Annotated in this window: 16 protein-coding genes; 1 reads left to right on the top strand and 15 read right to left on the bottom strand. The window is 59.1% G+C overall.

All coding sequences use genetic code 11. The features are described from left to right. Window positions 1-99: 99 nt before the first annotated feature. The 7 genes from B0D71_RS08880 to B0D71_RS08850 all read right to left on the bottom strand — a co-directional run bounded on the left by B0D71_RS08880 (window position 100) and on the right by B0D71_RS08850 (window position 6,121). Window positions 100-957: a peptidoglycan DD-metalloendopeptidase family protein gene (locus B0D71_RS08880; protein ID WP_103394444.1), complete on the bottom strand. Its 858-nt coding sequence runs from the start codon at window positions 955-957 to the stop codon at window positions 100-102. Window positions 958-1,168: 211 nt separating this feature from the next. Then, the gene (locus B0D71_RS08875; protein ID WP_172435346.1) at window positions 1,169-1,804 is read right to left on the bottom strand and encodes a protein-L-isoaspartate(D-aspartate) O-methyltransferase; all 636 of its coding nucleotides are present in this window, start codon (window positions 1,802-1,804) and stop codon (window positions 1,169-1,171) included. Window positions 1,805-1,845: 41 nt separating this feature from the next. Then, window positions 1,846-2,595 (bottom strand): 5'/3'-nucleotidase SurE, encoded by a 750-nt coding sequence (gene surE / locus B0D71_RS08870; RefSeq protein ID WP_103394443.1) that lies wholly within the window; start codon window positions 2,593-2,595, stop codon window positions 1,846-1,848. Continuing rightward, window positions 2,583-3,641, bottom strand: coding sequence for a tRNA pseudouridine(13) synthase TruD (gene truD, locus B0D71_RS08865; protein ID WP_103394442.1), 1,059 nt, complete (start codon window positions 3,639-3,641; stop codon window positions 2,583-2,585). Before truD ends, surE begins: the two co-directional genes overlap by 13 nt. Then, window positions 3,638-4,111 carry a 2-C-methyl-D-erythritol 2,4-cyclodiphosphate synthase gene (ispF, locus tag B0D71_RS08860; protein ID WP_103394441.1) on the bottom strand — a complete coding sequence of 158 codons (474 nt, stop codon included), beginning with the start codon at window positions 4,109-4,111 and terminating at the stop codon, window positions 3,638-3,640. The genes truD and ispF overlap by 4 nt, the downstream gene beginning before the upstream one ends. A gap of 43 nt (window positions 4,112-4,154) precedes the next feature. Then, window positions 4,155-5,000 carry an S-formylglutathione hydrolase gene (gene fghA, locus B0D71_RS08855; protein WP_103394440.1) on the bottom strand — a complete coding sequence of 282 codons (846 nt, stop codon included), beginning with the start codon at window positions 4,998-5,000 and terminating at the stop codon, window positions 4,155-4,157. Between the two features lie 8 nt (window positions 5,001-5,008). Beyond that, the gene (locus B0D71_RS08850; RefSeq protein WP_060541048.1) at window positions 5,009-6,121 is read right to left on the bottom strand and encodes an S-(hydroxymethyl)glutathione dehydrogenase/class III alcohol dehydrogenase; all 1,113 of its coding nucleotides are present in this window, start codon (window positions 6,119-6,121) and stop codon (window positions 5,009-5,011) included. A 107-nt stretch (window positions 6,122-6,228) separates the two neighbouring features. Here B0D71_RS08850 and B0D71_RS08845 point away from each other — a divergent pair, with 107 nt between their 5' ends. Beyond that, window positions 6,229-7,125 (top strand): LysR family transcriptional regulator, encoded by an 897-nt coding sequence (locus B0D71_RS08845; protein WP_103394439.1) that lies wholly within the window; start codon window positions 6,229-6,231, stop codon window positions 7,123-7,125. Window positions 7,126-7,287: 162 nt separating this feature from the next. Here B0D71_RS08845 and ispD read toward each other — a convergent pair whose 3' ends face one another. The 8 genes from ispD to dnaE form a co-directional block, all read right to left on the bottom strand. After that, on the bottom strand, window positions 7,288-7,995 hold the full coding sequence (gene ispD, locus B0D71_RS08840) for a 2-C-methyl-D-erythritol 4-phosphate cytidylyltransferase (protein WP_103394438.1): 708 nt from the start codon (window positions 7,993-7,995) through the stop codon (window positions 7,288-7,290). Further along, complete coding sequence (gene ftsB, locus B0D71_RS08835; RefSeq protein WP_085724514.1) at window positions 7,992-8,270, bottom strand: cell division protein FtsB; 279 nt, start codon at window positions 8,268-8,270, stop codon at window positions 7,992-7,994. Before ftsB ends, ispD begins: the two co-directional genes overlap by 4 nt. A gap of 327 nt (window positions 8,271-8,597) precedes the next feature. After that, window positions 8,598-9,887: a phosphopyruvate hydratase gene (gene eno / locus B0D71_RS08825; protein ID WP_103394437.1), complete on the bottom strand. Its 1,290-nt coding sequence runs from the start codon at window positions 9,885-9,887 to the stop codon at window positions 8,598-8,600. A 156-nt stretch (window positions 9,888-10,043) separates the two neighbouring features. Further along, on the bottom strand, window positions 10,044-10,889 hold the full coding sequence (kdsA, locus tag B0D71_RS08820; RefSeq protein ID WP_103394436.1) for a 3-deoxy-8-phosphooctulonate synthase: 846 nt from the start codon (window positions 10,887-10,889) through the stop codon (window positions 10,044-10,046). Between the two features lie 5 nt (window positions 10,890-10,894). Next, window positions 10,895-12,526 (bottom strand): CTP synthase, encoded by a 1,632-nt coding sequence (locus B0D71_RS08815; protein WP_057716161.1) that lies wholly within the window; start codon window positions 12,524-12,526, stop codon window positions 10,895-10,897. A gap of 274 nt (window positions 12,527-12,800) precedes the next feature. After that, the gene (tilS, locus tag B0D71_RS08810) at window positions 12,801-14,129 is read right to left on the bottom strand and encodes a tRNA lysidine(34) synthetase TilS (RefSeq protein WP_103394435.1); all 1,329 of its coding nucleotides are present in this window, start codon (window positions 14,127-14,129) and stop codon (window positions 12,801-12,803) included. A 147-nt stretch (window positions 14,130-14,276) separates the two neighbouring features. After that, complete coding sequence (locus tag B0D71_RS08800; protein WP_103394434.1) at window positions 14,277-15,224, bottom strand: acetyl-CoA carboxylase carboxyltransferase subunit alpha; 948 nt, start codon at window positions 15,222-15,224, stop codon at window positions 14,277-14,279. Window positions 15,225-15,363: 139 nt separating this feature from the next. Further along, window positions 15,364-18,885 (bottom strand): DNA polymerase III subunit alpha, encoded by a 3,522-nt coding sequence (gene dnaE / locus B0D71_RS08795; RefSeq protein ID WP_103394433.1) that lies wholly within the window; start codon window positions 18,883-18,885, stop codon window positions 15,364-15,366. Between the last annotated feature and the right edge of the window lie 41 nt (window positions 18,886-18,926).

Here is an 18,926-nt window from a genome sequence, read left to right as displayed (position 1 = left end):
TAGTCCTTTGGTGAGTTCGACCTCAAGCTCAAGCGGCGCCTTTCTCCCTGGCAACGCTGGAGCCTGTCCCCTCTACGCGAGGAACAGGCTGGTAAGCGATCAACGACGTGGCAGGAATTGCAGCGGATCTACAGGCTTACCCTGGCGGCGAATCTCAAAATGCAGTTTCACCCGGTCTGTACCCGTTGACCCCATTTCGGCAATTGTCTGTCCGACCTTGACCTGCTGCCCCTCCCGAACCAACAGCCTGCGATTATGTCCGTAGGCACTGACGTAGGTTTCACTGTGCTTGATGATCACTAATTCGCCGTAGCCCCTTAAGCCACTCCCGGCGTACACCACCGTCCCATCAGACGCAGCTAAAACAGGCTGTCCCAAATCTCCGGCGATATCAATTCCTTTATTCAAACTACCGTTTGAAGAGAATTTTCCAATCAGAATGCCATTAGATGGCCATCCCCAGCCGGTCGGGGCTGGCCCGGGAGGGGGCAATGGAGCAGGTTCAGGTTTGTTCGCGACGGACGGCACAACCGTCGTAGTACTGGTGGTCGTACCGTTTGCCGAACGACGGATGACCGTGGTTTTACTCGACGACGAAGGTGTTGAACTGGAGGAACTGACCACCGCCGTTGAGGTTGAATCGGTGCGACCATCAAAGCGAATCGTCTGACCCGGATGGATGGTGTAAGGCGCTGGAATGTTGTTGCGTGCCGCCAGTGCCTTGTAGTCCCAGCCGTAACGGAAAGCGATGGAGAACAGGGTGTCCTTCGGACGGACGACATATTGTCCCGTGGTCACGGCCGGGCGCTGAGGCGCGGCATTGTTGCGATCCACAACACGTACATCGCTGGATTTGTTGCTGGAACAACCGACCAGCAAGGTGCTCAAGACAAGGCCAGTCACCAGGCGCTGAAAGCTCGTTTTACTCATACGCTGCGCAATGACTGTGAGACTCACCCGCCGCTCCCTCTGTGGTGGCTGAAAATTTGAAATGCCGGAGCCCGGCATGAACTGTCGCAAGTATAACGGGCCGTGCACGCTTTACCTTTAATGTGGCGAATCGGCGTCGCGCACACGTTTGCTGCCTGACGATGAATCCCGTTTAACCAAACGATGCCGCTGTAAGACAAAGGCAATCGAAGAGAATTCAGCGTGCCGAAACAAATGCTCAGGCCAGTGGCCCATTGAGCAATGGCACGAAGCGCACCGCCCCCAGAACATGCCTGGAAAAACCTTGTTCCTCGCGGATGATCAGCATCAATTGCTGGACTTCGCCGGCCCCGACCGGGATCACCATTCGGCCTCCCGGTGCCAACTGGTCAAGCAGAGCCTGAGGCACATCGGTCGCCACTGCGGTGACGATAATCCCGTTGTACGGCGCCAGTGCCGGCCAGCCCTCCCAGCCATCGCCCCAGCGGAACACCACGTTGCGCAGGTTCAGTTCGACCAGACGTTCCTTTGCCCGATCCTGCAGAACCTTGATGCGTTCGACCGAGAACACACGCTCGACCAGTTGCGACAGCACCGCCGTCTGGTAGCCCGACCCGGTGCCGATTTCCAGCACCTTGTCGAGGGGACCGGCCTCCAGCAGCAGCTCGCTCATGCGCGCCACCATATAAGGCTGGGAGATGGTCTGGTTATTGCCGATCGGCAGCGCGGTGTCTTCATAGGCACGGTGCGCCAAGGCTTCGTCGACGAACAGGTGACGCGGGGTGCGGCGGATGACCTCCAGCACCCTGGCGTTGGAGATACCTTCTTCGTACAGGCGCTGGATGAGCCGCTCCCGGGTTCGCTGGGAGGTCATGCCAATGCCGCGACGCAGCATATCGTCTTGTTCGCGACCCATCAGCGCAGTCCCTCCAGCCAGCCGTCCAGACTTCTGAAGGCATCATTGAACGTGCGATCCAGTTGCAGCGGCGTGATCGAAACATAACCCTGCATCACCGCATGGAAATCGGTACCCGGGCCGCCGTCTTCGGCATCCCCGGCCGCCGCGATCCAGTAACCGGACTTGCCTCGCGGATCCACCACTTTTATCGGTGCCGCGGCTCGGGCGCGATGGCCCAGGCGAGTCAACTGGATACCGCGGATGCGGTCCAGCGGCAAATTGGGAATGTTCACGTTCAGTACCGTACGCGGTGGCAGATCGAGGTCAGCATGAGCCTCGACCAACTTGCGCGCGAAATAGGCAGCTGTGGGAAGGTTCTCTACCTGTCGTGAGACCAGCGAAAAGGCAAACGACGGATGTTTCAGGAAACGTCCCTCTAGGGCTGCCGCCACCGTACCGGAATACAGCACATCGTCCCCCAGGTTCGCCCCCAGGTTGATACCGGAAACCACCATGTCCGCTTCGTGCTCCAGCAGGCCGTTGAGGCCCAGATGCACGCAATCGGTTGGCGTGCCATTGAGGCTGATAAAGCCGTTGGCCAGGGTTTGCGGGTGCAACGGACGGTCGAGCGTCAGCGAACTGCTGGCGCCGCTTTTGTCCTGGTCCGGGGCGATAACCACGCATTCGGTGTAATCCGCCAGCGCAGCATAAAGCGCGGCGAGACCGGGTGCGGTTACCCCATCGTCGTTAGAAATCAGAATACGCATGGGCTGTCCGTCTGCCCCACCGGCACCAGATCAACAAGCTCACGCACCAATACGGTGGCGAAGCATCCGGCCGGCAGGACGAATTCCAGTTGCAGAATGTCAGGCTCGGGATAATGCCACGTCAACCCGCCAATGGGCAGCCGCAGGATGCGACGTTCGTGGCTCATACCGGCGTTGATCAACCAATCACGCAAATCCGCTTCGCGTGCGGCGATGGCCTGCTCCAGTTCATGGACAACGCCCGTGGCCGGCGAGTCACCTTCGCCCCATTGCGGACCGGTTGGGTGCAGATCGAGAATCGCCAGGCGCGGATCGCTGCACTCGGCTTCGCCTGCCGGGAAAAAGCTGCGACTGTCGGTGAACGCCAGCAGATCGCCGACCTGGGCACGCTGCCAGGTGCCATCGGCGACACGTGCGGCCAGTACCTGATTGAACAGAAAACTGCGCGCCGTGGAGAGCAGGCGCGAGCGCACATTGCGCTGCTCCGGCAAGGCTTTGCGCGCAGCCCAGGCGCGAGCATCGACCACGTTACCGCCGTCATGACCGAAACGCTGGGCGCCGAAATAATTGGGGATGCCTTGTTTGGCGATCAGTTGCAGCCGCTCTTCAATCGCTGACTTGTCGCCGGCGAATTGCGTCAGGCGCAATGTGAAGCCATTGGCCGAGTGCGCACCTCGTTGCAGCTTGCGCTTGTGGCGGGTGGTCTTGAGGATCTTCAGCGTATCGTTTTCCGCAGCCGACAGATCAGGGTCGGCCTTACCCGGCAACTGCACACTGAACCACTGGCGAGTCAACGCCTGACGATCCTTGAGCCCGGCATAACTGACGGTGCGCAATGGCACACCCGCAGCCTTGGCAATCCGTCGCGCCGCTTCCTCCGTGTTCAGATCGCGCTTTTCCACCCAAATCCACAGGTGTTCGCCTTCACCACTCAGGGGAATGTCGAGAACTTCGTCGACCTGGAAATCTTCCGCGATGGCTTTGAGTACCGCAGTACCAAGGGCTTCACCATAGGCTCGCGGGCCGAGCAGTTGCAGTTCGTTCATGCGCGCAGCAACAAGGCAACGGAATGCACGGCAATGCCTTCTTCGCGACCGACAAAGCCGAGCTTTTCGGTGGTGGTAGCTTTCACGTTCACTTGATCCAACTCTATTTGAAGATCCGCGGCAATCAGCGCGCGCATCGATTCGATATGCGGGGCCATTTTCGGCGCCTGGGCGACGATGGTGTTATCGACGTTGCCGACTTTCCAGCCTTTGGCATGGACCAGCGCGACGACGTGACGCAGCAACGCACGGCTGTCGGCGCCCTTGAATTGTGGGTCGGTATCAGGGAAATGTTTGCCGATGTCGCCCAGCGCCGCGGCGCCGAGCAAGGCATCGCTCAAGGCGTGCAAGAGGACGTCACCGTCGGAGTGAGCGAGCAACCCGAAACTGTGCGCAATGCGCACGCCGCCCAGAGTGATGAAATCGCCGTCAGCGAAACGGTGCACATCATAGCCGTGGCCAATACGCATAAAAAAACGCCCCGATTTTTGTCAGGGCGTGATTCTACCTGCATTAGCCAACCAGAGCATGCGCGTGATGCCGCAAGTGCTCATCGATGAAACTGGCGATGAAGAAATAGCTGTGGTCATAGCCCGGTTGCAGTCGCAACGTCAGCGGATGACCGGCCAGTTTGGCCGCCTGCTGCAAGGCGTCCGGCTTGAGCTGGTTGGCGAGGAAATCGTCGCGATCACCCTGGTCGACCAACAACGGCAGCTTTTCTTCGGCCTCGGCAATCAACACACAGGCATCCCATTCGCGCCATTTCGAACGGTCCTCGCCCAGATAGCGGGAAAAGGCTTTCTGTCCCCACGGGCAATCCATCGGATTGTTGATGGGCGAGAACGCCGACACCGACAGATAGCGCCCCGGATTGCGCAAGGCACAGACCAGCGCGCCGTGGCCACCCATGGAGTGACCGCTGATGCCGCGTTTGTCCGATGCCGGGAAATGGGCTTCGACCAATGTCGGCAATTCCTGCACCACATAGTCGTGCATCCGATAGTGACGCGACCAAGGTTCCTGGGTGGCATTCAGATAAAACCCGGCGCCGAGGCCGAAGTCCCAGGCGCCATCCGGATCGCCCGGCACGTCAGGACCGCGAGGGCTGGTGTCCGGTGCGACGATGATCAGCCCCAACTCGGCAGCCATGCGCATGGCACCAGCCTTTTGCATGAAGTTCTCGTCAGTACAGGTCAGACCGGACAACCAGTACAATACCGGCAGCTTGCCGCCCTGCTCCGCCTGCGGCGGCAGGTAGACGGCGAACACCATGTCGCAACCGAGCACTTCCGAGCGATGGCGATAGCGCTTGTGCCAGCCGCCGAAGCTTTTCTGGCAGGAGATGTTTTCCAGGCTCATGACAGACCTCAGAAATGGATGACGGAACGGATGCTTTTTCCTTCATGCATCAGGTCAAACGCCTTGTTGATATCTTCCAGGCCCATGGTGTGGGTGATGAAGGTATCCAGCGGAATCTCACCGGTCTCGGCCATTTCCACATAGCTCGGCAACTCGGTACGGCCACGTACGCCACCGAACGCCGAACCACGCCAGACGCGGCCAGTGACCAACTGGAATGGACGGGTAGCAATTTCCTGGCCGGCACCGGCAACGCCGATGATGACCGACTCGCCCCAGCCCTTGTGGCAGCACTCCAGTGCCGCGCGCATCAGTTGCACGTTACCGATGCACTCGAAGGAAAAATCGACGCCGCCATCGGTCATGTCAACGATGACTTCCTGGATCGGACGATCGAAGTCTTTCGGGTTCACGCAATCGGTTGCACCCAACTGTTTGGCGATTTCGAATTTCGCCGGGTTGATGTCGATGGCAATGATGCGCGCAGCCTTGGCTTTCACAGCGCCAATCACCGCCGACAGCCCAATGCCACCGAGGCCGAAAATGGCCACGGTATCGCCCGGTTTCACCTTGGCGGTGTTGAGCACCGCGCCGATGCCGGTGGTGACGCCGCAGCCCAGCAGACAGACTTTTTCCAGTGGCGCTTCTTTAGCGATCTTCGCCACGGAGATTTCCGGCAGGACGGTGTACTCGGAAAACGTGGACGTCCCCATGTAGTGGAAAATCGTTTCGCCCTTGTAGGAAAACCGCGATGTGCCATCGGGCATCAAGCCTTTGCCCTGGGTCGCGCGAATGGCCTGACAGAGGTTGGTTTTGCCCGACAGGCAGAATTTGCACTGACGGCATTCCGGGGTGTACAGCGGGATCACATGGTCGCCGACCGCGACGGACGTCACGCCCTCGCCAATCGCTTCCACGATCGCACCACCTTCATGGCCCAGTATCGACGGGAAGATGCCCTCTGGATCAGCGCCAGACAGTGTGTAGGCATCGGTATGGCAAACACCGGAGGCCACCACGCGCAGCAACACTTCACCCGCCTTTGGCATGGCGACATCGACTTCAACGATCTCCAGAGGTTTCTTGGCCTCGAAGGCAACGGCCGCGCGCGACTTGATCATGGTGGTTCTCCAGTGAATAAAAACGAGACAGGGAGTGTAATACAGGGCTCAACGATGAATAATCGGGTCAAATGCAAAATATTATTGCCATACAGGGATAATCATTGATGTCCGAAAACCGCTGGGAAGGGATCGACGAGTTTGTCGCCGTTGCCGAGTGCAACCAGTTCACCGCGGCAGCGGAACGCCTGGGAGTTTCTTCCTCCCATATCAGTCGACAAATCGTACGCCTCGAAGAGCGCCTGCAAACCCGTTTGCTCTACCGCAGTACCCGCCGGGTCGCGCTGACCGAGGCCGGGCAAACCTTCCTGCAGCATTGCCAACGCTTGCAGGACGGCCGCGAGGAAGCGCTGCGCGCGGTCGGCGACTTGACCAGCGAACCCAAAGGCATGCTGCGCATGACGTGCGCCGTGGCTTACGGTGAACGCTTCATCGTACCGCTGGTGACCCGTTTCATGGGGTTGTATCCACAACTGCGAGTCGACATCGAGTTGTCCAACCGACAACTCGACCTGGTCCATGACGGCCTCGATCTGGCGATCCGCCTTGGGCGCTTGCAAGATTCGCGGCTGGTGGCCACCCGCCTCGCGCCACGGCGTATGTATCTATGCGCATCCCCTTCTTACCTTGAACATTACGGCCGGCCGCACAGCCTGTCGGAACTCAGTCGTCACAACTGCCTCATCGGCAGCTCGGACCTCTGGCAACTGGAACAGAACGGGCGGGAATTTTCGCAACGAGTGCAGGGAAACTGGCGTTGCAACAGTGGGCAAGCGGTACTGGATGCCGCGCTTCAAGGTGTAGGTCTGTGTCAGTTACCGGACTATTACGTGCTGGAGCATCTGAACAGCGGTGCATTGATTTCGTTGCTCGAAGCACATCAACCACCGAACACAGCGGTTTGGGCGTTGTATCCACAGCAGCGGCATTTGTCGCCGAAGGTGAGAAAGCTGGTGGATTATTTGAAGGAGGGGTTGGCTGAAAGGCCTGAATACCGGGGTTGAGTTTACCGAGGCGGTACCGTTAAACATTTACTGACTGAACTACCGCAATCGCGGGCAAGCCCGCTCCTACAGTGGTCGGTGTCGAACGAAGATCTTTTGAACGCCACTGCCCCCTGTAGGAACAAGCTTGCTCGCTATCGGGGCAACTCGGCTTCAAGTCAATCAGCGACGATTGGCCCAACGCTGACGCAACCACTCCAAATCCTCAGGACGCGTCACCTTGAGGTTGTCGGATCGCCCTTCGATCAGCCGCGGTGCCGAACCGGCCCACTCCATGGCCGAAGCTTCATCGGTGACCACCGCATCCGCCACCAGACTGTCTGCCAAAGCCCGATGCAACGCCCCGAGGCGAAACATCTGCGGCGTGTAGGCCTGCCAGATCACGCTGCGATCCACGGTTTCGACCACACGACCGTGCTTGTCGACCCGCTTGAGCGTATCCCGCGCCGGAACCGCCAACAAACCACCGACCGGATCATCCGCCAGTTCACCCAACAATTTATCGAGATCATCTCGGGCCAGATTCGGTCGTGCGGCATCGTGAACCAATACCCAATCCTCATCATCAGCGCCCTGCGCATGCAAGTGCAACAACGCATTGAGCACCGACCCGGAACGTTCGGAACCGCCCTCGACCCGGGCAATACGCGGATCACTGGCACACGCCAGGTTCGGCCAATAAGGATCGTCAACAGCAACACTGACCACCAAACCTTTCAGGCCTGGATGATCGAGGAAACAGCCGAGGCTGTGTTCGAGAATAGTGCGCCCGCCCAGTTGCAAGTATTGCTTGGGACGGTCCGCGGCCATACGGGCACCAACGCCCGCGGCGGGAATCACGGCCCAGAAGGCCGGTAGCGCCTGGTTCATTGCGCCAGCTGGTAAAGGGTTTCACCGTCCTTGACCATGCCCAACTCATGGCGAGCCCGCTCTTCGACGGTCTCCATGCCCTTTTTCAACTCACTGACTTCGGCGTCCATCACCCGGTTGCGCTCCAGCAGCGCCTCATTCTCGGCATGCTGGTCCGCAATCTGCTGATTCAACTCGGCCACTTGCGCCAGACTGCCATTTCCCACCCACAGGCGGTACTGCAGGCCAGCCAGCAACAAAAGCAGGATGAGGAACAACCAATTGGGACTGCGCATCGAATATCAGGTATCCAGTGAAAAAAGACAGCCATGCCAAACGTGAAGTTTCTGATAGCACGAAGCCTGGAAGAACCAGGCTTGTGCTTATAAGGCATCAGATTAGTGGCAAAAACGTCGCTGGAGCGATTTTTCCGACACAATCCGCTGACTTTTTACCAGCTCGTGCTCTGCCTGACCAATACGCTTCTTTTTTGGCGAGTGACTGTTGTTGTCAGACAAGGCGCCGCGACGAGTCATAGCTGGCTATGGCGAGGAGCGGCAACGCAGTGTGACGACAACAGGCACCGTCAAAAAGAAGCAGTATTGGTGAGGCAGGGCACCTTCTTAACCGCGGAACTCGCCGCGACCGTTGTACTTGGCTTTACCGTTCAACTGCTCTTCGATACGCAGCAGTTGGTTGTACTTGGAAACGCGATCGGAACGGCACAGCGAGCCGGTCTTGATCTGGCCAGCCGAGGTGCCCACCGCCAGGTCGGCAATGGTCGAATCTTCGGTTTCGCCGGAGCGGTGCGAGATCACGGCAGTGTAACCGGCAGCCTTGGCCATCTGGATGGCTTCCAGGGTTTCGGTCAGGGTGCCGATCTGGTTGAACTTGATCAGGATCGAATTGGCGATCTTTTTATCGATGCCTTCTTTCAGGATCTTGGTGTTGGTCACGAACAGGTCGTCGCCTACCAGTTGGACTTTCTCGCCGATCTTGTCGGTGAGGATCTTCCAGCCAGCCCAGTCGGACTCGTCCAGGCCATCTTCGATGGAGATGATCGGGTAACGCTCGGTCAGGCCTTTGAGGTAGTCAGCAAAACCTTCGGCGGTGAACACCTGGCCTTCGCCGGACAGGTTGTACTTGCCGTCTTCGTAGAATTCGCTGGCCGCGCAGTCCAGGGCCAGGGTCACGTCGGTGCCCAGCTTGTAACCGGCGTTGGCCACGGCTTCGGAGATCACTTTCAAAGCGTCTTCGTTGGAAGCCAGGTTCGGCGCGAAACCACCTTCGTCACCGACGGCAGTGCTCAGGCCACGGGCCTTCAGCACGGCTTTGAGGTGGTGGAAAATCTCGGTGCCCATGCGCAGACCTTCCGAGAAAGACTTGGCGCCAACCGGCTGAACCATGAATTCCTGGATGTCGACGTTGTTATCGGCGTGCTCGCCGCCGTTGATGATGTTCATCATCGGAACCGGCATCGAGTAGACACCCGGGGTGCCGTTCAGGTTGGCGATGTGAGCGTACAGCGGCAGGTCCTGGTCCTGTGCTGCTGCCTTGGCCGCGGCCAGGGATACGGCGAGGATCGCGTTAGCGCCCAGGGAACCTTTGTTTTCAGTACCGTCGAGCTTGATCATTGCCAGATCGAGTGCTTTCTGGTCGCTTGGGTCCATGCCTTTCAACAGGTCGCGGATCGGACCGTTGATGTTGGCTACGGCCTTCAGAACACCCTTGCCCAGGTAACGGCTCTTGTCGCCATCACGCAGCTCGAGCGCTTCACGCGAGCCAGTGGAAGCACCGGACGGCGCGCAGGCACTGCCGATGATGCCGTTGTCGAGAAGCACGTCCGCTTCCACGGTGGGATTGCCACGGGAGTCGAGAACTTCACGACCTTTGATGTCGACGATTTTAGCCATTGTTGTAAACACTCCAAAGTTGACGAAAACGACGCAGCTGTAGGAAATCTTTGATCGTCGGCAAGCGAGGTGCAGCGGGCAGTCTTGCAGACGACAAGGCTCAGGCCCGAGGGCCTGAGCGTTTAATCGTGCGGTACTTTACCGGAGATTTGAGGATTACGCGGTTTCTACCGTCGGAAAACTCTTCACCAGTTCGTCCAGGGCTTTGAGCTGGGCCAGGAATGGCTCCAGTTTGTCCAGGCGCAAGGCGCAAGGACCGTCGCATTTGGCGTTGTCCGGATCCGGGTGGGCTTCCAGGAACAGGCCGGCCAGCGACTGGCTCATACCGGCCTTCGCCAGGTCGAGGACCTGAGCACGACGGCCGCCAGCGGAATCGGCGCGACCACCTGGCATTTGCAGCGCGTGGGTCACGTCGAAGAACACCGGGTATTCGAACTGTTTCATGATGCCGAAGCCGAGCATGTCGACGACCAGGTTGTTGTAGCCAAAGCTTGAACCGCGTTCGCAGAGGATCAACTGATCGTTACACGCTTCCACGCACTTGTTCAGGATGTGCTTCATTTCCTGAGGAGCGAGGAACTGGGCTTTCTTGATGTTGATCACTGCACCCGTTTTGGCCATCGCGACCACGAGGTCGGTCTGGCGCGACAGGAAGGCTGGCAACTGGATGATGTCGCAGACTTCAGCGACGACCGCTGCCTGATCAGGCTCGTGAACGTCGGTGATGATCGGCACGCCGAAGGCTTGCTTGATGTCCTGGAAGATGCGCATGCCTTCTTCCAGGCCAGGACCACGATAGGAGGTCACAGAAGACCGGTTGGCCTTGTCGAAACTGGCCTTGAACACGTAAGGGATACCGAGCTTTTCGGTAACCTTCACATACTCTTCGCAAACCTGCATGGCCATGTCACGGCTTTCCAGCACGTTCATGCCGCCGAACAGCACCATGGGCTTGTCGTTGGCAATCTCGATGTCGCCGACGCGGATGATCTTCTGTGCCATCGGGGTTAAGCCTTCTTCTGGTGTTGAGCCAACGCGGCCTTGACGAAACCGCTGAACAGCGGGTGACCGTCGCGTGGCGTCGAGGTGAACTCAGGGTGGAACTGGCAAGCGACGAACCATGGGTGATCCGGTGCTTCAACCACTTCAACCAGTGCGCCATCACCGGAACGACCGGAGATTTTCAAACCGGCTTCCATGATTTGCGGCAGCAGGTTGTTGTTCACTTCGTAGCGATGACGATGACGCTCGACGATCACGTCCTTGCCGTAGCAGCCGTGGACCAGGGAACCCGGCTCCAGCAGGCAATCCTGCGCGCCCAGGCGCATGGTGCCGCCCAGGTCGGACGTTTCGGTACGGGTTTCGACAGCGCCGGTGGCATCTTCCCACTCGGTGATCAGGCCCACGACCGGGTGACCGCTGGCACGATCGAACTCGGTGGAGTTGGCGTCTTTCCAGCCCATCACGTTACGGGCGAATTCGATAACGGCCACTTGCATGCCCAGGCAGATGCCCAGGTAAGGAACCTTGTTTTCGCGAGCGTACTGAACGGCAGTGATCTTGCCTTCAACGCCACGCAGGCCGAAGCCGCCAGGCACCAGGATGGCGTCGACGCCTTCCAGCAGCGCGGTGCCCTGGTTCTCGATGTCTTCGGAATCGATGTAGCGCAGGTTGACCTTGGTACGGTTGCTGATACCGGCGTGGCTCATCGCTTCGATCAGCGACTTGTACGCGTCCAGCAGTTCCATGTACTTGCCGACCATGGCGATGGTGACTTCGTGCTCAGGATTGAGCTTGGCGTCGACCACAGCTTCCCACTCGGACAGATCGGCACCGCCACATTGCAGACCGAAACGCTCGACGACGAAATCGTCCAGGCCCTGGGAGTGCAGGATGCCCGGGATCTTGTAGATGGTGTCGGCGTCTTCCAGCGCGATCACCGCACGTTCTTCAACGTTGGTGAATTGCGCGATCTTGCGACGGGAAGAGACATCGATCGGGTGATCGGAACGGCACACCAACACGTCTGGCTGCAGGCCGATGGAACGCAGTTCCTTCACCGAGTGCTGGGTTGGCTTGGTTTTGGTTTCGCCGGCGGTGGCGATGTAAGGCACCAGCGTCAGGTGCATCAGCATCGCGCGCTTGGCGCCGACTTCGAAACGCAGTTGGCGGATCGCCTCGAGGAACGGTTGCGACTCGATGTCACCCACGGTGCCACCGATCTCGACCATTGCCACGTCAGCGTCGCCAGCACCCTTGATGATGCGGCGCTTGATTTCGTCGGTGATGTGCGGGATCACCTGGATGGTTGCACCCAGGTAGTCACCACGGCGCTCTTTGCGCAGGACGTGTTCGTAGACACGGCCGGTGGTGAAGTTGTTGTTCTGGGTCATGGTCGTGCGGATGAACCGCTCGTAGTGCCCCAGGTCCAGGTCGGTCTCGGCGCCGTCGTGGGTGACGAACACTTCACCGTGCTGGAACGGGCTCATGGTGCCCGGGTCGACGTTGATGTACGGGTCCAGCTTCAGCATGGTGACCTTAAGTCCCCGCGCCTCCAGGATGGCCGCCAATGAAGCCGATGCAATGCCTTTCCCCAATGAAGAAACAACACCGCCCGTGACGAATATGTAGCGCGTCATGAAAAACCCTAGAAGTCTGCGTTAAAGCGGTCCGAGCCGCCGGGGAAAGCGAAGGAAGGCCGAAGCCCCCGATCACCTGCATTAATCACAGTGCACCTTTCAAAAAAACCGCCGCGTTGGGACAGACCGGGAAATGAAACACCGGTTCGTTGCTCGCTACACATTTTTTGGAATCGCCCAGCAAAGACTGCTTGGTAATCGGCAACTCCTGCAATTCAGGCGAATCCACAGAAGTTGTATCAAGAAGGGAGCGTAGTCTACCGGAAAGCCCCTTTCATCTCAAACCCAGATCCTCGCCTGGTGGCTGCCAATGCAAATTCCAGCTTCCACCCGCACTACCGTCGAGTCCTTCGAGGTTAGCCACTGCCAGTAATTGGTCGCCTTTGTAGAGCAGCGGCAATCTGCCGCGCACGAAGGACGGTACACCCCTTTCATTGAGCAAACGTTTCAGATCCCGATGGCCGCGGCCTGGCAAAGCCATGACCTCTCCCCCTTCACGATAGCGGATCTGTAACGGGCCATCGGGGATTTGCCCGGTGAGCGAAAGCACGCCGTTGTACGGGAGTGCCAACGCTGAAGCCTGGGCCTGCCACGCTCCGGCGGCAGGTGGTGGGCGTAACCAGCAACCGGACAACCACCAGATCCGCCCGCCCGCCCGGTGCAGTTCGCCATCGGCCAGCCGCCACACAGGGCAGGCATCACCGCTGGCATCACGCAAATCCTCCCAACCCGACCAATGGTCGGTGTCCGGCAGGCGTGTCAACGGTTCGAGCCAGTGACTCAGGGCATTGCGCTGCCGGGCCTCAGACAGATGTACAAGCGACGCCAGCTCAAGGGATCGCAATCCCAGCCAGGCGAACTCACTGGCAGAGCTGGCCTCACGCAAATCCATGCACGCCAACTCTTCGAGCAACCCCTGCGCTTCAGCCAGATGCGCCGCGCTGCGGGCCATGGTCGCCTGCGCTTGTGGCCAGCGCCGGATCAGCGCGGGGAAGACTTGATGCCGAAGGTAGTTGCGCGAGTACTGCCGATCCTGGTTCGAAGGATCTTCGATCCAGCTCAAGCCTTGCTCGCTGGCATAAGCCTCCAGTTCAGCCCGAGTAACATCAAGCAATGGCCGCAGTAGATGACCCTTGCCCAACGGGCGCTGACGCGGCATTCCCGATAGCCCTCGCACGCCGGCCCCACGCAGCAATCGGAACAGCAGGGTTTCCGCCTGATCGTCGCAGTGCTGGGCCGTCAGCAGCACTTCACCGGCCTGAACCAGATCGCTGAACGCGAGATAGCGCGCTTCCCGGGCCGCCCGCTCCAGACTGGCGCCGGGCTGCACCTGCACACGAACGACCTGTAACGAGACCCCCAGCGCGGCGCATACAGAACGACAATGTTCCGGCCACGCATCGGCCACGGCTTGCAGGCCGTGATGCACGTGGATGGCGCTCAGCGCCGGCAGGGATTGGGTTTTTGCGAGGAGTGCAAGGAGGTGCAGCAGGACAGTGGAGTCGAGGCCGCCGGAGAAGGCAATGCGCCAGGCCTGGGCGTTGCGCCACGGTTTCAGATTCAGCAAAAGCCTGGAAGGCAAATCAATCGCGGACTGACCCATATCTGCCCCTATGCACAAATCAAATGTGGGAGCGAGCTCGCTCGCGATAGCGGCTTAACATTCAACATATTCGTCGACTGTTATACCGTCATCGCGAGCAAGCTCGCTCCCACAGTGGTTTGCGTCGCTGGTCGAATCGGTATTCGATCAGAGACCGTAGCTCATCAGTCGATCATAACGGCGCTTCAACAGCGCGTCGTTATCGAACTTCTTCAGCATCGCCAGTTGCGAGCTCAGCTCGGCGCGAATCGATGCAGCGGCAGCCGCCGGGTCACGGTGCGCACCACCCAATGGCTCGCCAATCACCTTGTCCACAATGCCCAGGCCTTTGAGGCGCTCGGCGGTGATGCCCATCGCTTCTGCGGCATCCGGTGCTTTCTCGGCGGTTTTCCACAGAATCGACGCGCAACCTTCCGGCGAAATCACCGCGTAGGTCGAGTATTGCAGCATGTTCAACTGGTCGCAGACACCAATCGCCAGTGCACCACCGGAACCACCCTCACCGATCACGGTGGCGATGATTGGGGTTTTCAGGCGGGCCATGACACGCAGGTTCCAGGCAATCGCCTCGCTCTGGTTACGCTCTTCAGCGTCGATACCAGGGTAAGCACCCGGGGTGTCGATGAAGGTCAGGATCGGCATTTTGAAACGCTCGGCCATTTCCATCAGGCGGCAAGCCTTGCGGTAACCTTCCGGACGCGGCATGCCGAAGTTGCGGCGAACTTTCTCGCGCACTTCACGGCCCTTCTGGTGACCGATGATCATTACAGGCTGGTCGTCCAGGCGGGCAATACCGCCAACGATAGCCGCGTCGTCGGAGAAGTGGCGGTCACCGTGCAACTCATCGAACTCGGTGAAGATGTGTTCGATGTAGTCCAGGGTATAAGGACGTTTCGGGTGACGCGCCAGACGTGCGATCTGCCAGCTGGTCAGCTTGCCGAAGATGTCTTCGGTCAGCGTTTTGCTCTTGTCCTGCAGGCGGGAGATCTCATCGCCGATATTCAGCGAATTGTCATTACCGACCAAGCGCAACTCTTCGATCTTGGCTTGCAGGTCGGCGATCGGCTGTTCGAAATCTAGAAAATTCGGGTTCATAGGCGTCCGTCTTGGGTCGAGTCCCAAGGGTTCTTGGGCCGGCCGGTTGTCTATTCGCGCCCTACCTTAAGGGACAGGCGCGTTGAGGTCGAGATTAAAAATTCAGGTTGCGGGCAGGCGTTCTGATATCACCTGCCGCTCAACGGTATTGGAGGAAGACGTTGTCTCGCCCGAACTGGTCACGCAAGGCTTGAATCAACGCATCCGCCGGATCGATCCGCCAGCCTTCGCCGAACTGCAACAAGGCCTTTGCATCAGGGCTGGTGTAGTCCATGGTGACCGGGCACGCACCGCGGTGACGCTTCAACAATTCACCCAGCCAGCGTAGCTGATCGCCCTTGAGGTCTTTGGCATGCAATTTCAGGCGCAGGCTTTCGGCGAGATTGGTGCGCGCATCCTCCATGCTCATCACCCGCTTGACCCGCAACTTCAGGCCACCGGAGAAGTCGTCGTTGCTGACCTCGCCTTCGACCACCACCATCGCGTCGGTCTGCAACAGCGACTGGGCAGCATGGAATGACTCGGAAAACAGCGAGGCCTCGATCCGTCCAGACCGGTCGTCAAGGGTGATGAACCCCATCTTGTCGCCCTTTTTGTTCTTCATCACCCGCAAGGCGATGATCATCCCGGCGACAGTCTGGGTATCGCGCGCCGGCTTGAGGTCGATGATGCGCTGACGGGCAAAACGACGGATTTCACCTTCGTATTCGTCAATCGGGTGACCGGTCAGGTACAGGCCGAGGGTATCTTTCTCCCCTTTCAGGCGTTCCTTGAGGGTCAGCTCCTTGGCCTTGCGGTGGTTGGCGTAGACGTCGGCGTCTTCTTCGACAAACAGACCGCCAAACAGATCGGAGTGACCGCTGTCCTGGGTGCGCGCGGTCTGTTCGGCCGCTTTGATCGCTTCTTCCATGGCCGTCAGCAGCACCGCGCGATTTCGGTCGATGTTGGCCTGGTAGGCCTTCTGCTCATCGTGAAAATACGGCCCGAGGCGATCCAGGGCACCACTTCGGATCAAACCGTCGAGGGTGCGCTTGTTGATGCGCTTGAGGTCGACCCGGGCGCAGAAATCGAACAGATCCTTGAACGGACCGGCCAGACGCGCCTCGGTGATAGCCTCGACCGGCCCCTCGCCCACGCCTTTGATCGCGCCCAGGCCGTAGATGATCCGGCCTTCGTCGTTCACCGTGAACTTGAACTCAGACGTGTTTACGTCCGGCGCGTCGAGACGCAGCTTCATGGTCCGCACTTCTTCGATCAAGGTCACGACCTTGTCGGTGTTGTGCATATCCGCCGAGAGTACCGCGGCCATGAACGGCGCCGGGTAGTGCGTCTTCAGCCACGCGGTCTGGTACGACACCAGGCCATAGGCGGCAGAGTGGGATTTGTTGAAACCGTAACCGGCGAATTTTTCTACCAGGTCGAAAATGTTACCGGCGAGGTCGGCGTCGATATTGTTGGTCGCGCAACCCTCAATGAAACCGCCGCGCTGCTTGGCCATTTCCTCGGGTTTTTTCTTACCCATGGCTCGACGCAGCATGTCCGCACCACCAAGGGTGTAACCGGCCATGACCTGGGCAATCTGCATCACCTGTTCCTGATACAGGATGATGCCGTAAGTCGGTGCCAGTACTGGCTTGAGGCCTTCGTACTGGTAGTCCGAGTGCGGATACGCGAGCTCGGCGCGACCGTGCTTACGGTTGATGAAGTCGTCCACCATGCCCGATTGCAACGGGCCCGGACGGAACAGCGCCACCAGTGCGATCAAGTCTTCCAGGCAGTCAGGCTTGAGCTTTTTGATCAGCTCTTTCATGCCCCGGGATTCAAGCTGGAACACCGCCGTGGTTTCGGCTTTCTGCAACAGCGTGTAGGTCGGCTTGTCGTCCAGCGGGATGAACGCGATATCCAGCGGCGGCTCATTGACCTTGGCACGGTCGCGGTTGATGGTTTTCAGCGCCCAGTCGATGATCGTCAGGGTTCGCAGGCCGAGGAAGTCGAACTTCACCAGACCGGCGGCCTCAACGTCATCCTTGTCGAACTGGGTTACCAGGCCGTCACCGGCCTCGTCGCAATAAATCGGCGAAAAGTCGGTGAGTTTGGTTGGCGCGATCACCACACCCCCGGCGTGCTTGCCGACGTTACGCACAACGCCTTCGAGCTTGCGGGCCATTTCCCAGATTTCCGCGGCTTCCTCATCGACCTTGATGAAGTCGCGCAGGATCTCTTCCTGCTCGTAGGCCTTTTCCAGGGTCATGCCGACTTCGAACGGAATCATCTTCGACAGACGGTCCGCCAGACCATAGGACTTGCCCTGCACCCGCGCCACGTCGCGGACCACAGCTTTCGCCGCCATGGAACCGAAGGTAATGATTTGGCTTACCGCGTTGCGGCCATACTTCTCGGCCACGTAGTCGATCACCCGGTCACGACCGTCCATGCAGAAGTCGACGTCGAAGTCGGGCATGGATACCCGTTCCGGGTTGAGGAAACGTTCGAACAGCAGGTCATATTCCAGCGGGTCAAGGTCAGTGATCTTCTGCACATAGGCCACCAGCGACCCGGCACCCGATCCACGGCCAGGACCTACCGGCACGCCGTTGTTCTTGGCCCACTGGATAAAGTCCATCACGATCAGGAAGTAACCGGGGAACCCCATCTGGATAATGATATCCAGCTCAAAATTCAACCGGTCGACATAGACCTGACGTTTGGCCTCGTAATCTTCGGTGGTGTCCCTGGGCAGCAGAACGGCAAGCCGCTCTTCCAGGCCATCGAACGAGACTTTGCGGAAGTATTCGTCGATGGTCATGCCATCGGGGATCGGGAAGTTGGGCAGGAAGTGCGTACCCAGCTTCACTTCGATGTTGCAGCGCTTGGCGATCTCGACGGTGTTTTCCAGCGCTTCGGGAATGTCGCTGAACAGCTCGGCCATTTCCTCGGCGCTTTTGAGGTACTGCTGATCGCTGTAGTTTTTCGAGCGCCGCGGATCGTCGAGGGCACGGCCCTCACCGATGCAGACGCGGGTTTCGTGGGCGGCGAAGTCTTCCTGCTTGATGAAGCGCACATCGTTGGTCGCCACCAGCGGCGCACCGAGTTTCTCGGCCAGCGCTACAGCGCCGTGCAATTGCTCTTCATCGTTCGGGCGGTTGGTGCGCTGGATTTCCAGGTAGAAACGATCCGGAAACACGTCCATCCATTCGCGGGCCAGGGTTTCCGCTTCCGCCGGGTTGCCACTGAGCATGGCCTGGCCGATCTCGCCTTCTTTGGCCGCCGACAACATGATCAAGCCAGCGTTGGCTTCAGCGACCCATTCGCGCTCGATGATGATCGCGCCATTGCGCTGACCATCGATAAAGCCGCGGGAAATCAGCTCGGTGAGATTGCGATAGCCTTCGGCGTTCATCACCAGCAGGCTGATCCGGCTCAGCGCGTTGTCCGGATCCTTGTTCGACAGCCACAGGTCGGCGCCGCAGATCGGCTTGATCCCGGCACCCATGGCGTTTTTATAGAATTTGACCAGGGAACACATGTTGTTCTGGTCGGTGACCGCTACGGCAGGCATGTTCATGCCGACCAGGGTCTTGACCAGCGGCTTGATCCGCACCAGACCGTCGACCAGGGAGTATTCAGTGTGCAGGCGTAGGTGAATGAATGAAGCCGGCATAGTGATCCTGTCTAAGAACGTAAAGACAACAAGGCCCGGAT

This window comes from Pseudomonas laurylsulfativorans (assembly GCF_002906155.1).
GTDB classification, from domain to species: Bacteria; Pseudomonadota; Gammaproteobacteria; order Pseudomonadales; family Pseudomonadaceae; genus Aquipseudomonas; species Aquipseudomonas laurylsulfativorans.
The sequence above is the reverse complement of the archived record's forward strand: the minus strand, read 5'-3'. Positions and strand labels throughout refer to the sequence as shown.

Excerpts from the sequence above, each read along its gene's own strand:
- B0D71_RS08875 (WP_172435346.1), bottom strand. The coding sequence starts at position 1,804 with ATGACCTCCCAGCGAACCCGGGAGCGGCTCATCCAGCGCCTGTACGAA.
- surE (WP_103394443.1), bottom strand. The coding sequence starts at position 2,595 with ATGCGTATTCTGATTTCTAACGACGATGGGGTAACCGCACCCGGTCTC.
- truD (WP_103394442.1), bottom strand. The coding sequence starts at position 3,641 with ATGAACGAACTGCAACTGCTCGGCCCGCGAGCCTATGGTGAAGCCCTT.
- ispF (WP_103394441.1), bottom strand. The coding sequence starts at position 4,111 with ATGCGTATTGGCCACGGCTATGATGTGCACCGTTTCGCTGACGGCGAT.
- fghA (WP_103394440.1), bottom strand. The coding sequence starts at position 5,000 with ATGAGCCTGGAAAACATCTCCTGCCAGAAAAGCTTCGGCGGCTGGCAC.
- B0D71_RS08850 (WP_060541048.1), bottom strand. The coding sequence starts at position 6,121 with ATGATCAAGTCGCGCGCGGCCGTTGCCTTCGAGGCCAAGAAACCTCTG.
- B0D71_RS08845 (WP_103394439.1), top strand. The coding sequence starts at position 6,229 with ATGTCCGAAAACCGCTGGGAAGGGATCGACGAGTTTGTCGCCGTTGCC.
- ispD (WP_103394438.1), bottom strand. The coding sequence starts at position 7,995 with ATGAACCAGGCGCTACCGGCCTTCTGGGCCGTGATTCCCGCCGCGGGC.
- ftsB (WP_085724514.1), bottom strand. The coding sequence starts at position 8,270 with ATGCGCAGTCCCAATTGGTTGTTCCTCATCCTGCTTTTGTTGCTGGCT.
- eno (WP_103394437.1), bottom strand. The coding sequence starts at position 9,887 with ATGGCTAAAATCGTCGACATCAAAGGTCGTGAAGTTCTCGACTCCCGT.
- kdsA (WP_103394436.1), bottom strand. The coding sequence starts at position 10,889 with ATGGCACAGAAGATCATCCGCGTCGGCGACATCGAGATTGCCAACGAC.
- B0D71_RS08815 (WP_057716161.1), bottom strand. The coding sequence starts at position 12,526 with ATGACGCGCTACATATTCGTCACGGGCGGTGTTGTTTCTTCATTGGGG.
- tilS (WP_103394435.1), bottom strand. The coding sequence starts at position 14,129 with ATGGGTCAGTCCGCGATTGATTTGCCTTCCAGGCTTTTGCTGAATCTG.
- B0D71_RS08800 (WP_103394434.1), bottom strand. The coding sequence starts at position 15,224 with ATGAACCCGAATTTTCTAGATTTCGAACAGCCGATCGCCGACCTGCAA.
- dnaE (WP_103394433.1), bottom strand. The coding sequence starts at position 18,885 with ATGCCGGCTTCATTCATTCACCTACGCCTGCACACTGAATACTCCCTG.